Source organism: Ferrovibrio sp. (assembly GCF_025869515.1).
Taxonomy (GTDB): Bacteria; Pseudomonadota; Alphaproteobacteria; order Ferrovibrionales; family Ferrovibrionaceae; genus Ferrovibrio.
Genome location: NZ_JAOZVR010000111.1, coordinates 1 through 13,557, shown reverse-complemented (window position 1 = coordinate 13,557; position 13,557 = coordinate 1). Strand labels below are relative to the sequence as shown.

The 13,557-nt window shown below is 63.8% G+C and carries 15 protein-coding genes; 14 read left to right on the top strand and 1 reads right to left on the bottom strand.

Going from position 1 to position 13,557, the window contains the following annotated elements:
- The first annotated feature begins 71 nt into the window (after positions 1-71).
- The 14 genes from hydA to OJJ21_RS19370 all read left to right on the top strand — a co-directional run bounded on the left by hydA (position 72) and on the right by OJJ21_RS19370 (position 13,140).
- Complete coding sequence (gene hydA, locus OJJ21_RS19435; RefSeq protein WP_297688959.1) at positions 72-1,538, top strand: dihydropyrimidinase; 1,467 nt, start codon at positions 72-74, stop codon at positions 1,536-1,538.
- Positions 1,535-2,485, top strand: a complete 951-nt coding sequence (locus OJJ21_RS19430; RefSeq protein WP_297688957.1) for an N-carbamoyl-D-amino-acid hydrolase — start codon at positions 1,535-1,537, stop codon at positions 2,483-2,485. The genes hydA and OJJ21_RS19430 overlap by 4 nt, the downstream gene beginning before the upstream one ends.
- Before the next feature lie 41 nt (positions 2,486-2,526).
- Positions 2,527-3,375: a transporter substrate-binding domain-containing protein gene (locus OJJ21_RS19425; RefSeq protein ID WP_297688955.1), complete on the top strand. Its 849-nt coding sequence runs from the start codon at positions 2,527-2,529 to the stop codon at positions 3,373-3,375.
- Between the two features lie 19 nt (positions 3,376-3,394).
- Entirely contained in the window at positions 3,395-4,141 is a 747-nt protein-coding gene (locus tag OJJ21_RS19420; RefSeq protein WP_297688953.1) for an amino acid ABC transporter ATP-binding protein, read from the top strand.
- Positions 4,142-4,143: 2 nt separating this feature from the next.
- Complete coding sequence (locus OJJ21_RS19415; RefSeq protein ID WP_297688951.1) at positions 4,144-4,824, top strand: amino acid ABC transporter permease; 681 nt, start codon at positions 4,144-4,146, stop codon at positions 4,822-4,824.
- 7 nt (positions 4,825-4,831) lie between these two features.
- The gene (locus tag OJJ21_RS19410; RefSeq protein ID WP_297688948.1) at positions 4,832-5,506 is read left to right on the top strand and encodes an amino acid ABC transporter permease; all 675 of its coding nucleotides are present in this window, start codon (positions 4,832-4,834) and stop codon (positions 5,504-5,506) included.
- A 101-nt stretch (positions 5,507-5,607) separates the two neighbouring features.
- On the top strand, positions 5,608-6,462 hold the full coding sequence (locus OJJ21_RS19405) for a CoA transferase (RefSeq protein WP_297688946.1): 855 nt from the start codon (positions 5,608-5,610) through the stop codon (positions 6,460-6,462).
- Positions 6,462-7,217 (top strand): CoA-transferase, encoded by a 756-nt coding sequence (locus OJJ21_RS19400; protein ID WP_297688944.1) that lies wholly within the window; start codon positions 6,462-6,464, stop codon positions 7,215-7,217. The genes OJJ21_RS19405 and OJJ21_RS19400 overlap by 1 nt, the downstream gene beginning before the upstream one ends.
- A 190-nt stretch (positions 7,218-7,407) precedes the next feature.
- Positions 7,408-8,433 (top strand): ABC transporter ATP-binding protein, encoded by a 1,026-nt coding sequence (locus tag OJJ21_RS19395; protein WP_297688941.1) that lies wholly within the window; start codon positions 7,408-7,410, stop codon positions 8,431-8,433.
- A gap of 37 nt (positions 8,434-8,470) precedes the next feature.
- On the top strand, positions 8,471-9,772 hold the full coding sequence (locus tag OJJ21_RS19390) for a PotD/PotF family extracellular solute-binding protein (protein ID WP_297688939.1): 1,302 nt from the start codon (positions 8,471-8,473) through the stop codon (positions 9,770-9,772).
- A gap of 51 nt (positions 9,773-9,823) precedes the next feature.
- Entirely contained in the window at positions 9,824-10,675 is an 852-nt protein-coding gene (locus OJJ21_RS19385; protein ID WP_297688937.1) for an ABC transporter permease, read from the top strand.
- Positions 10,676-10,677: 2 nt separating this feature from the next.
- Positions 10,678-11,520, top strand: coding sequence for an ABC transporter permease (locus OJJ21_RS19380; RefSeq protein WP_297688935.1), 843 nt, complete (start codon positions 10,678-10,680; stop codon positions 11,518-11,520).
- Positions 11,521-11,545: 25 nt separating this feature from the next.
- On the top strand, positions 11,546-12,397 hold the full coding sequence (locus tag OJJ21_RS19375; RefSeq protein ID WP_297688933.1) for a GNAT family N-acetyltransferase: 852 nt from the start codon (positions 11,546-11,548) through the stop codon (positions 12,395-12,397).
- Positions 12,397-13,140, top strand: coding sequence for an aspartate/glutamate racemase family protein (locus OJJ21_RS19370; protein WP_297688930.1), 744 nt, complete (start codon positions 12,397-12,399; stop codon positions 13,138-13,140). The genes OJJ21_RS19375 and OJJ21_RS19370 overlap by 1 nt, the downstream gene beginning before the upstream one ends.
- Here OJJ21_RS19370 and OJJ21_RS19365 read toward each other — a convergent pair.
- Positions 13,137-13,557: DUF2147 domain-containing protein (locus tag OJJ21_RS19365; protein ID WP_297688929.1), on the bottom strand; the 421-nt coding region annotated here is incomplete at its 5' end. The two genes, OJJ21_RS19370 and OJJ21_RS19365, sit on opposite strands and share 4 nt — an antisense overlap.

Here is a 13,557-nt window from a genome sequence, read left to right as displayed (position 1 = left end):
GCATGCGACATTCTGGTGCTGCATTGCGAAACTTTCCGCATTGCATTTGCGTAAACGGATGAGTGAGGCGTATGGCGGAATTCGATCTGGTGGTGCGTAACGGTCGCGTCGCCACCGCAGCCGAAGTCTTCGAGGCCGATATCGGCATTCGCGACGGCATCATTGCCGCCATGGGGCAATCCCTCGCGCCGGGCCAGCGCGAGATCGACGCCGCCGGGCGCTGGGTCTTGCCGGGCGGCATCGACAGTCACTGCCATGTCGAGCAGCTGTCGGGTATGGGCCTGATGTGCGCCGACGACTTCTATTCCGCCACGGTTTCGGCTGCCTTCGGCGGTACCACCACGATCATCCCGTTTGCGGCGCAGCACCGCGACATGAAAATCCCCGAAGTTGTCGCTGATTACGCCAAGCGTGCGCGTGAAAAGGCGGTGATCGATTACGGTTTCCACCTGATCCTCGCCAATCCTGACGATACGGCGCTCAACACTGATCTGCCGGCGGCGATCCGCGAGGGCATCACCTCGCTCAAGGTCTATATGACCTACGACAAGCTGAAGCTCGACGATCACCAGCTGCTCGATGTGCTGGCCGTGGCGGCGCGCGAGCAGGCCCTGGTGATGGTGCATGCCGAAAACCACGACATGATCCGCTGGCTGGCGCATCGCCTGCTGGAGCAGGGTCATACGGCGCCGAAATACCATGCCGTGGCGCATGACCCGCTGGCCGAAGCCGAGGCGACCAACCGCGCCATCGCGCTCTCCCGTCTGCTCGGCGTGCCTTTGCTGATCGTGCATGTCTCGGGCCAGGAAGCCATCCATACCATCCGCAATGCCAAGACGCGCGGCGCCGCCGTTTATGCCGAGACTTGCCCGCAATATCTGTTCCTCACGGCGGAAGATCTCGACCGCAACGGGCTGGACGGGGCGATGTTCTGCTGCTCGCCGCCGCCGCGCGACAAGGAATCGCAGGAGGCCGTCTGGGCCGGCATGAAGGACGGCACACTGCTGACCTATTCGTCGGACCATGCGCCATATCGTTTCGACAAGACCGGCAAGCTGCCCAAGGGCGATGCCACCACGTTCAAGGACATGGCCAATGGCGTGCCGGGGCTGGAGCTGCGTATGCCGCTGCTGTTCTCCGAAGGCTTCATGGCCGGACGCATCACCATCCAGGAATTCGTGGCGCTGACCGCCACCAACCATGCCGCCATGTATGGCCTTTCCGGTCGCAAGGGTATGATTGCCGTGGGTGCCGATGCCGATATTGGCATCTGGAATCCCGAGCGCGAGGTTACCGTCACTACCGGCATGCTGCACGACAATGTCGGCTACACGCCCTATGAGGGCCGCAAGCTCAAGGGCTGGCCGGAGATCGTGATCAATCGCGGCCGCGTGGTGGTCGAAAACAACACGCTGAATGCCGAACGCGGTTCGGGTCAGTTCCTCAAGCGCAAGCCGTCCGACATGCTGGCCAATCCGACCGGGATTTCGGCTGCCGTGGCGCGGCAGATGCTGCGCAGTCTGGTTGGCATGAAATGAGTACGCTGAAACGCCCCTACGGCCTGGCCGTCGCCCAGCTCGGGCCGATCAATCTGGCCGACAGCCGCGCGGCGGTGGTCAAGCGCCTGATCGCGCTGCTGCGCGAGGCGCATGCACGCGGTGCCAAATTCGTGGTGTTTCCCGAACTGGCGCTTACCACCTTTTTCCCGCGCTACTGGATGAGCGAAGAGGAGGCGGTGGAACGTTTCTTCGAGCGCAGTATGCCGGGACCGGAAACCAAGCCGCTGTTCGATCTCGCCGCCGAATTCGGCATCGGCTTCTATCTCGGCTATGCCGAACTGACGCCGGATGGCCGCCGCTTCAATACCTCGATCCTGACTGACGAGACGGCCAGGATCGTCGGCCGCTACCGCAAAATCCACCTGCCGGGCCATTCGCATCACATTCCCACGGCGCCGTTCCAGCATCTGGAGAAGAAATTCTTCGAGGTCGGCAACGAGGGCTTCATGGTCTGGGAAACGCTCGGCGCCCGCATCGGCATGTGCATCTGCAACGACCGTCGCTGGGCCGAAACCTATCGCGTCATGGGCCTGCAGAGCGCCGAGATCGTCGCGCTGGGCTACAACACGCCGAGCTGGAACATCCACTGGAGCGAGCCACCGCATCTGCGGATGTTCCATCATCTGCTCTCGCTGCAGGGCAACGCCTACCAGAACGGAATCTGGGTTGCGGCTGCGGCCAAATGCGGCAAGGAAGACGGTTTCCACATGATCGGCGGCTCGGCCATCGTGGCGCCGACCGGCGAGATCGTCGCCCAGGCCCAGGGCGAAGATGACGAATTGATCTTCACCAATGCCGACTTGGCGCTGGGCGAGACCTTCCGCGAGCATGTTTTCAATTTTGCCAAGCACCGCCGGCCCGAACATTACGGCCTGATCGTCGAGCGCACCGGAGCCGGTGCGCCGCTCGGCAGGCCGCCAGAATGACGTTTTCCGTTCAATCGACTGCCACAAACCAGGGGGTTTTCATGACGCATCGTACAATCAAGCACAGCCTGATTGCTGTTGCCGCCGCATCGCTTGCCGCTTTCAGCCTGCCGGCGATGGCCCAGACGCTGAAGACCGGTATCGACGCCACTTTCGCGCCGCATGCCATGGCCAAGCTGGGCGGCGGCCTGCAGGGCTTCAACATCGATCTTGGCGAGGAACTGGGCAAGAAGCTCGGCAAGAAGATCGAGATCGAGGGCACCGAATTCTCCGCCCTGATCCCCGGCCTGAATGCCAAGAAATACGATTTCATCATCGCACCAGTGACGGTGACGCCCGAGCGCTCCAAGACCATGCTGTTCAGCGACGGCTACCTGAACACCGATTACGGTTTCGTGCAGAAGAAGAGCGCGCCCGATATCAAGACCGTCGAAGACCTCAAGGGCAAGACCATCACCCTTAACAAGGGTTCGGCCTATGAAAGCTGGGCGCGTGCCAATGCCGAGAAATACGGCTTCAAGTTTGATGTCTTCGGCACCAATGCCGATGCAGTGCAGGCCGTGCTGGCCGGCCGTGCCGATGCCAATATGTCGGGCAATACCTCCAGTGCCTGGTCGGCGAAGCAGAATCCGGACCTCAAGGCCACGCTGGTGATCTCCACCGGCCTGGTCTGGGCGATGGCCTTCCGCCTCGACGACAAGCCGCTGCGCAACGAACTGTCGATGGCGATCAAGTGCATGAAGCAGGACGGCTCGCTGGCCAAGATCGTGGAGAAGTGGCTGGGCGAGAAGCCGAAGCCGGGTTCGGTGGCGGCCACCATCACCCCGGGCTACGGCGTTCCGGGCATGGAAGGCTACGATCCGACGCCCGTGACCCTGAAGTGCTCGTAAGCCGCAACCGGCAGAGGTCATGAGTCCATCGCCGATTCTGGAGCTCGTGGGCCTGCACAAGGCCTACGGCTCGCTTTCCGTGTTGCGTGGCATCGACCTGCGGGTCTGGCCCGGTGAAATGGTTTGCGTCATCGGGCCATCCGGCTCCGGCAAAAGCAGCATGCTGCGCTGCTGCAACCGGCTGGAGGAATCGACCGGCGGCCAGGTGGTGGTCGACGGTGTCGACATCACCCGCGCCGATGTCGATATCAATACGGTGCGCCAGCATATCGGGATGGTTTTTCAGCAGTTCAATCTCTATCCGCATCTCACGGCACTCGGCAATGTCGCGCTTGCCCTGCGCAAGGTGCAGGGCAAGTCGAAGGCCGAGGCCGAGACGCTGGCCATGGCGGCGCTGGAGCGGGTCGGCCTGGTCGACAAGGCAAGGGTCTATCCGGCGCAGCTTTCGGGCGGGCAGGCGCAGCGTGTCGGCATCGCGCGTGCCATCGTGCTGGAGCCGAAGCTGATCCTGTTCGACGAACCGACCAGCGCGCTCGACCCCGAAACGGTGGGCGAGGTGCTGAAGGTGATGCGCCAGCTGCGCGAGACCGGCATGACCATGCTGGTGGTCACGCATGAGATGGGGTTTGCCCGTGCCGCCGCCGACCGCGTCATCTTCATGGATGGCGGCGTGATCGTGGAGGAGGGTGTGCCGGCCGCGGTGTTCGGCGCGCCGCAGCACGAGCGCACCAAGGCCTTCCTGGCACGTTATCACGCGGCCGAATAACGATGAGCGACTTCGAGCGCTTCATCCATACCTTCTTCAATCTGGAAGTGGCGGCCCGCTACTGGCCCGATATCCTGAGCGGCCTCGGCGTCACCGCCGGCATCGGCCTGCTGGTGGCGGTCAGCGGTCTGGCGCTCGGCGTCGCGCTGGCGGTGCTGCGCGCCATGCAGATCCGGCCGCTGTCGCTGCTGATCATCGCCTTCGCCGATATCCTGCGCGCGTTGCCGCCGCTGGTGCTGATGATCATCTTCTTTTTCGCCTTTCCCCTGATCGGCATGCCGATGAATGCCTTCACCACGGTGTGGCTGACGCTGACCCTGGTGCTGGCAGCCTATGCCGAGGAAAGCATGTGGGGCGGCATTCTGGCGCTGCCGCGCGGCCAGTCGGAAGCGGCGCGCTCCACCGGGCTCACCTGGTGGCAGACCATGACCGCGGTGATCCTGCCGCAGGCCTTCCGCATCGCCGTGCCGCCGCTGACCAACCGCGTCATCGCCATCAGCAAGAATGTCGCGCTCGGCTCGGTGGTGGCGCTCAGCGAGGTGCTGAACAACGCGCAGTCGGCCAGCAGCCTGTCGGCCAATCCGACGCCGCTGACCATGGCTGCCTTTGCCTATTTGCTGCTGTTCCTGCCGGTGATGCTGGCCGCCCGCCGGCTCGAACGCCGCTGGCAGTGGAAAGTGTAGGCCGCCGATGGATGCCCTGCTGCGCAGTTTCTTTAACCTCGATGTCTTTGTGCAGGTGCTGCCTTTCCTGCTGCAGGGCCTGCTGGTCACGCTCGGCCTTTCTGCGCTGGTGATCCCGCTCGGCCTGGTCGGTGGCCTGATCGTGGCGCTGATCGGCACGCAGAGCGAAAGCCGCTGGATACGCTTCCTGGTTGCCGCCTATGTCGATGTGTTCCGCGCGCTGCCGCCGCTGGTGCTGCTGATCTTCATCTATTTCGGCACGCCCTTCCTCGGGCTGGATATCCCCAAGCTGATGGCGGTGGCGATCGGTTTCCTGCTCAACAATTCCAGCTATTACGGCGAGATTTTCCGCGCCGGCCTGCTCAGCGTGCCACATGGCCAGATGGAAGCGGCGCGCTCCACCGGCCTGACGCGGCTGCAGGCACTGATTTACGTGATCGTGCCGCAGGCGACCCGCAACGTGCTGCCCGACCTGGTCGGCAACAGCATCGAGGTGGTCAAGCTGACCACGATTGCCAGCGTGGTCGCGCTGCCCGAACTGCTGCGCGTGGCGCGCGATGCCCAGGCGCTGCTGTTCAATCCCTCGCCGGTGGTGCTGGCGGCGATCATCTATCTGGTGCTGCTCTGGCCGCTGGTGCGCTGGCTCAGCCGGCTGGAACACAAGAATATGGTCTCGCGCTAGCCGCCGCGGACGTTTTTTCGCAGCGTCAACCGACAGGTCGGGGTTGTTTTCCCGCGTCTTTGCCTCACAATGAGGAAAGACCGACGCGGGAGGAACGCGCGATGACCAAAGAACTTGGGCCGAATCTCATTGGCCAGGTGCCGTTGCAGGACCTCGACCGGCTGGCAGCCCAGATTCCGCATGGCGCCAAGATCGCGGTGCCGCCGGATTATTCCGGCGTCGCCATGGCGCTGACCCGGGCGATGATCCGCCGGTCCTTGCGCGACCTTCATGTGGTCTGCGTGCCGATCTCCGGCCTGCAGGTCGACATGCTGGCTGGCGCCGGCTGCATCGGCACGGTGGAAACCTCGGCAATCACGCTCGGCGAATACGGCACCGCGCACCGCTTCCAGGCCGCGCTCAGGGCGAAACAGTTCCGCATGATGGATGCCACCTGTCCGGCCGTGCATGCCGCGATCCAGGCTGCCGGCAAGGGCCTGCCCTTCATGCCGTTGCGCGGCCTGCTCGGCACCGATCTGCTGAAGAACCGGCCGGACTGGCAGGTGATCGACAATCCGTTCGAGAAACACAACGACCCCATCGTGCTGCTGCCGGCGATCAAACCGGATTTCGCCGTCTTCCACGCGCCCTTTGCCGACCGCAATGGCAATGTCTTCATCGGTCGCCGTCGCGAGTTGGTGGCGATGGCGCATGCTTCCACGGCCTCGCTGGTGACGGTCGAGGAAATCCGCGATGTCGATCTGCTGGCTAGCGAGGAGAGTGCGGCCGGCACGCTGACCGCCGCCTATATCGGCGGCATTGCCGAGGTGCCGCGCGGCGCCTGGCCGCTCAAGCTGTGGGATATCTATGAGTATGACGAGGCGCATCTGAAACTGTATGGCGAGATGGCGCGCACGGCCGAAGGCTTTGCCCGCTATTGCGATGAGTTCGTGCATGACCGGAAGGCGGCCGAGTGATGACCGCCTTGCCGTTCAGCCGCCAGGAACTGCTGATCACTACCATCGCCCGCCTGCTGCAAGGCTGCCGGCTGGTCGCCACCGGTGCGTCCTCGCCGATCCCGGGCGCCGGTGCCTTGCTGGCCCGCGCGCAGTCCGGCGGCCACATGCGCGTCAACGTGCTGGGCAGCGTGCGCAACGATTTCCTCTGCGATGGCGGCGTCGAACTCTTCGATCTGGCCGGGCAGGGGCGGCTCGATGCATTTTTCCTCGGCGGCGGCCAGATCGACGGCGAGGCCAATATCAATCTGGTGGGGGCCGGCGGGGTCTATCCGCAGACGGACGTGCGCTGGCCCGGCTCGTTCGGTTCGGGCTACCTGTATTATCTGGTGCCACGCGTGATCCTGTTCCGCGAGGAACATTCACGCCGCGTGCTGGTGCCGAAGGTCGATTTCATTTCCTCAGCCGGGCCGAAGAATGACGGCACCTATCGCCCCGGCGGCCCGATCGGCCTGCTCACCAATCTCTGCTGGTTCGCCTTCGACCGCGACAAGCGCCGCTTCCGGCTGGAGAGCGTGCATCCCGGCCACAGCGTGGAGGAGGTGCGCGACCATACCGGCTTCGACTTCGATTGCCCGGCCAGTGTTGCGGCCACGGCCGCACCCGATGCCGATATCCTGACGCTGCTGCGGACACGGATTGCCCGGGAAATTGCGGAAACCTACCCGCGCTTTGTCGCCCAGGTGTTTCCAGATCTGGCCGCGGCGGGTGACTAGCCTGCCGCCGTTTTACCAAGCAAACGCGCTGCTTTCGCCCAAATATTAGCCAGCCAAACGCCGGCCACTTCGGTGTTTGGATACATGGATTGCATACGATTCCGGCCGATGCGGCAAAATGCGCCTGCAACCGGCGGCTGGCATCTGCCTTGCATCATCAACCCGCAACCAAACCGGTGCGGATGAGGCAATGGCAGACAAGGGCGATATCGAGCTGGCGGCGGTGCTCAAACGCTACGGCAGCGCCATCGCCGTCGACTCGATCAGCCTGAAAATCCCCGCCGGCACCTATTGTTGCCTGCTGGGGCCGAGCGGCTGCGGCAAGAGCAGCACGCTGCGCATGATCGCCGGCCATGAGGACGTCTCCGACGGCGACATCCTGCTTGGCAACGAGGTGATCAACGACCTGCCGCCGGCCAGGCGCGGCACGGCGATGATGTTCCAGAATTATGCGCTGTTCCCGCATCTCGACTGTATCGACAACGTCGCCTTCAGCCTGAAGATGAAGGGTGTGGCCAAAGCCGAGCGCCGCGCCCGGGCGATGGAGCTGCTGCGGCTCGTCGATATGCAGGATTATGCCGCGCGCCTTCCGGCGCAGCTGTCGGGCGGCCAGCAGCAGCGTATCGCGCTGGCCCGCGCGCTGATCACCGGGCCTTCCGCCTTGCTGCTGGACGAACCGCTTTCGGCGCTGGATCCCTTCCTGCGCGCCCGCATGCGCGAGGAACTCAAGCGTCTGCAGAAGGAACTTGGCATCAGCTTCATCCACGTCACTCACAGCCAGGAAGAGGCGATGGCGCTGGCCGACCTGGTGGTGGTGATGAACAGGGGCCGCATCGAACAGGCCGCCTCGGCGCGTGCGGTGTTCAACACACCGCGCACGGCTTTCGTCGCCCGCTTCATCGGCGGCCACAATATCGTCGAGGCGCCGGCGGATGGCGGCGGCAGGCAACGCATTTCCGTGCGCGCCGATCGCGCCGCGCTGACGGCGCCGGGCAGTGGCGAGGCCGGTTTCGGTGGCACGGTGCGCGCCGTGGAATATCTCGGCAGCGTGGTGCATGTCGGCATCAGCCCGAATGGCGGCACCGATTTTGCCGTCGATCAGGGCGAGTTCCTGGTTGCCGTGAATGAAAACAAATTCTTTGCCGCCCCGGTCGCACTCGGCGATGCGGTGTCGGTGTCATGGAAACTTGAGGACATCCACGTCCTCGAGGCGTAACGGCGGCACAGGCCGCGTCAACACAGCGGAGGCTGACATGGGTAAGGACAAGATGGCGGGTAGAACGCGTGGCATCAATCGCCGTACCGTGCTCAAGGGCGCAGCGGCCGGTATCGGCCTGGCCGCCGGCAGCGGCGCGATCACCGGCTTTCCCACGATCTGGGCGCAGAACATCAAGAATGTGACGCTGCGCCAGTTCGGCACCGGCGTGTCGAACCTCAATGCCATTGCCGAGAAATGCAAGGCCGATACCGGCATCACCCTGCAGATGACCGCGCTTGACTCCGATGCGGTGGCGCAGCGCGCGGTCACGCAGCCCAAGTCTTTTGACATTGCCGATATCGAATACTGGATCTGCAAGAAGGTGTTCCCGGCTGGCGTGATGCAGCCGATGGACACCAAGAAGATCAAGAATGTCGACAAGATCGTGCCGCTGTTCCTCAATGGCAAGCTCAAGCCCGACAGCGTGATCGCACAAGGGACCGCGCCGCACAGCGTCGGCTTCGTCGAAGGCAAGGACTCCACCAGGTTTGCCAAGTCGCAGACCCAGTGGATGACCATGATCCCGACGATCTACAATGCCGATACGCTCGGCATCCGTCCGGATCTGGTCGGTCGTCCGATCACCAACTGGAAGGACATCATGGACCCCAAGTTCAAGGGCAAGGCGTCCATCCTGAACATTCCCTCCATCGGCATCATGGACGCGGCGATGATCTGCGAGTCGATGGGCGAGATTAAATACGGCGACAAGGGCAACATGACCAAGGCCGAGATCGACAAGACGATCTCGATCATGACCGCCGCCAAGAAGGCCGGCCAGTTCCGCGCCTTCTGGAAGACCTTCGATGAGTCGGTCAACCTGATGGCCTCGGGTGAAGTCATCATCCAGTCGATGTGGTCGCCGGCCGTCACGGCCGTGAAGTCGAAGGGCATCCCCTGCGTCTACCAGCCGCTGGCCGAAGGTTATCGCGCCTGGGGCGGCGGCCTCGGCATCGCCAAGCATCTCTCAGGCCTCGAACTCGATGCGGCCTATGAATACATCAACTGGTACCTGTCGGGCTGGGTCGGCGCCTACCTGAACCGCCAGGGCTATTACTCTGCCGTGCTGGACACCGCCAAGCAGCATATGAGCGCCGATGAATGGGCCTTCTGGATGGAAGGCAAGCCGGCCAAGACCGATATCATGAGCCCGGATGGCAAGCTGCTCGAGAAGGCCGGCGCCGTGCGCGACGGCGGTTCCTTCGAGAACCGCATGGGCAAGGTCGCCTGCTGGAATGCCGTGATGGACGAGGACCGTTACATGGTCCAGAAATGGAACGAGTTCATCGCCGCCTAAAACGGAAAGAGCGCCGTGCGGGTGTCGCCCGCACGGCAATCTCCGATCCCGATGCAGAGCAAGAGTTACATCCCCTATCTCCAGGTCGCGCCGCTGGCTTTCGTCTTCGGCGCCTTCCTGGTGATTCCGATCCTGACCATCCTGGTGGTCAGCTTCTGGGATTATGACTTCGCCCGCATCATCCCCGATTTCGTGCTGACCAATTACCGGGAACTGCTCGGCAGCCCGGTCACGCTGCGCACCTATCTCAACACCCTGCGCTATGCCGCCATCGTCTGGGTGGCGACGCTGGCGATCGGCTTCACCATCGCCTATTTCCTCGCCTTTCATGTGCGCAGCGACACTTGGCAGACCGCCTGCTTCCTGATCTGCACCGTGCCGTTCCTGACCTCGAACATCATCCGAATGATTTCCTGGATTCCCTTCCTTGGGCGCAACGGCCTGCTCAATTCGGCCCTGGTCGGCGCCGGCATCGTCGACCAGCCGCTGGAATTCCTGCTGTTCTCCGATTTCGCCGTGGTGCTGGCCTTCGTGCATCTCTACACGCTGTTCATGATCGTGCCGATTTTCAATTCGATGATGCGGATCGACCGCTCGCTGATCGAGGCCGCCTATGATGCCGGCGCCAACGGGCTGCAGGTGCTGACCAGTGTGATCGTTCCGCTGTGCAAGCCCGGCATCGCCATCGGCTCGATCTTCGTGGTCACCCTGGTGATGGGCGATTTCGTCACTGTGCGCTTCATGAGCGGCGGCCAGAGCGCGTCCGTCGGCCTGATGATGTCAAATGCGATTTCGCTGCTGCAGTATCCGGCGGCGGCGGCCAATGCGGTGATCCTGCTGGTCGTGGTGCTGCTGATGGTCGGCGCCATGATGCGCATCGTCGATATCCGCAAGGAACTCTGACCATGCATGGCCGCAAGCGACCAAAAAGCTTTTATGTGCTCGGCGCCTTCTTCATCCTCTTCGTGCTGTTCCTCTATGGTCCGATGTCGACCATTTTCATCCTGTCCTTCCAGGGACCCGATGGCGGCCTGACCTTCCCGATGCGCGGCGTGTCGCTCAACTGGTTCCGCAACCTGACGGAAAAGCAGATGGTCGGCGATTTCGCCGGCAGCTTCGCGCGCAGCTTTTCTCTCGGCGTTATCGTCATGCTGCTCACCGTGGTGATCGCTTTGTCCGGCGGCCTGGCCTTCCGCCACCGGTTCAAAGGCGCCGGCGTGATCTTCTACATGGCGATTGCCAGCCTGATCGTGCCGTCGATCCTGGTCAGCCTCGGCATCGGCCTGCAGTTCCGCATCATCGGCTGGGACACCACCTGGTACGGTTCGGCACTTGGCGCGCACCTGACCTGGACGCTTCCTTTTGGCCTTCTGATTATGTTTGCCATCTTCAACCGCTTCAACAAATCCTACGAGGAAGCCGCCCGCGATCTCGGCGCCACGCCCTGGCAGGTGATCCGGCATGTGGTGATCCCGATCATCCTGCCCAGCCTGATCGGCATCGCGCTGTTCGGCCTCACGCTGTCCTACGACGAATTCGCCCGCACCCTGATGACGGCCGGCACCGACAACACCCTGCCGCTGGAAATCTATGCCATGACCACCAATGTGACGACGCCGGTGCTCTATGCGCTCGGTACCGTCACCAGCGCATTTTCCTTCATCATCATCATTTTTGCGCTGGGTGCCGTGACCTTCGTGCGCTGGCGCCGGGCGAGGCATGGCTCCGATGCCGGCCATGGTGTCTGAGCGATACTGTGTTTAAGCTTTTCGCATGACTGCCGGTTTCTCGATTCAGGTGATGAGCCGCGCCCAGTTCGATCTCGCGGTCGACTGGGCCGCCGCCGAGGGCTGGAATCCGGGCCTGAGCGATGCCGGTATCTTCCATGCCGCCGATCCAGGCGGTTTCCTGGTCGGCCTGCAGGATGGCGACCCGGTCGCCTGCATCTCGGTGGTGCGCTACGGCCACCGTTACGGTTTCCTCGGTTTCTACATCGCCGCGCCGGCCTGGCGCGGCAAGGGCAGGGGCATAGCGGTCTGGCAGGCCGGCCTGCAGCATCTGGGCGAACGCGTGGTCGGCCTCGATGGCGTGCTGGCGCAGCAGGACAACTACCGCAAATCCGGCTTTACGCTCGCCCATCGCAACATCCGCTACGGCGGCTTGCCGGATTTCGGCAAGGCGGCGCTGCCGCTGGTGGATGCACGCAGCATCGGCTTCGACAGGCTGCTGGAGTACGACCGCCGCTTCTTCCCGGCGCCGCGTGACGGCTTCCTGTCTGCCTGGCTCACCGCGCCGGGCCACCATGCCCTGGCCTGTCTGCAGGATGGCGAACTGGCCGGCCTTGGCGTGATCCGGCCCTGCCGCAGCGGCCACAAGATCGGGCCGCTTTATGCCGCCACGCCGGCTGTCGCCTCGGCGCTGCTGGCCGGACTGTGCGACGGCATTGCCATAGAGAATAGAGGCCAGGTCTGGCTCGATGTGCCGGAAACCAATGCAGATGCCGTGAAGCTGGCCGAAAGCGCCGGCCTGAAGCCGGACTTCGAGACGGCGCGCATGTATAAGGGGCCGGCGCCGGTGATCGACCTCGCGCGGCTTTACGGTATCACCACATTCGAGCTCGGCTGATGAAACTGCTGCTGATCAATCCCAACACCACGGCGACGATGACCGAGATGGTGCTTGCCGTCGCCCGCAGGTTGGTGGCGCCGGGCACCGAACTGGCCGGCGCCACCGGCCGCTTCGGCGCCGCTTACGTGGCCACGCGCAGTGCCTATGCCATTGCTGCTCATGCCGCGCTTGATGCCTGGGCCGAGCATGCGGACGATAATTTCGATGCCGTGCTGCTCGCCTGTTTTGGCGATCCCGGCCTCGATGGCCTGCGCGAACTCTGCACCGTGCCGGTGGTCGGCATGGCCGATGCCTCGATCCAGCTGGCGGCCAGCCTGGGCAAACGCTTCGGCATTGTCACCGGCGGTGATCGCTGGGGCCCGATGCTGCATGAATTCGTCGCCAGCCGGGGCTTGAGCGACCGCCTGGCTTCGGTGCAGACCGTGGCGCCGACCGGCGGCGATATCGCCCGCGACCCGCAAGGCTCGATGGCACTGCTGGCAAAAGCCTGCTGCACTGCGGCAGAGGAGGGCGCCGATACGGTGATTCTCGGTGGCGCCGGTCTCGCCGGGCTCGGCCCTGCGATCCGCAATCAGGTGCCCGTGCCGGTGATCGACAGCACCGAGGCGGCCGTGCGCATGACCGAGGCGGTGGCGTCTGCCAGGCTCGGCAAAGCGACGGTCGGCACCTTTGCCGCGCCGCCCATGGTGCCCAGCATCGGGCTGTCGCCCGCGCTGGCGAAATATATCTCGGGCCTTTAGGGTTCGCGCAGCCAGACCTGCGTGCGGCCCAGGATCGGCGTGCCGATATAGCCGCGCAGGCGCAGCTTCTGTCCCGCTTCGGTGAGGCTGGCCTTGGCGTTGTAGATCTTGCCGTTCTTCGGATCGAGCACGCCGCCGCCGGCCCATTCGTTGGCGCCGTCCGCTTTCAGGCCCCAGAGGAAGGTCATGCCGATCACCGGCTGGTCCTTGCGTTCGCCCTCGCAGGCCTCGCAGACCGGATCGGGTTTCTCGTCGGGCCGGAAGAAAATCTGCAGGATACGGCCCTGCAATTCGCCGTTCACATCCTTGATCTCGACAATGCTGCGCGGCGTGTTGGTCTCGTCGTCGATGGTCTTCCAACGGCCCACGGGGCTGGTGAGCGGGCTGGCGACCGCGTCGGCGGCCCGGACCGGTGCT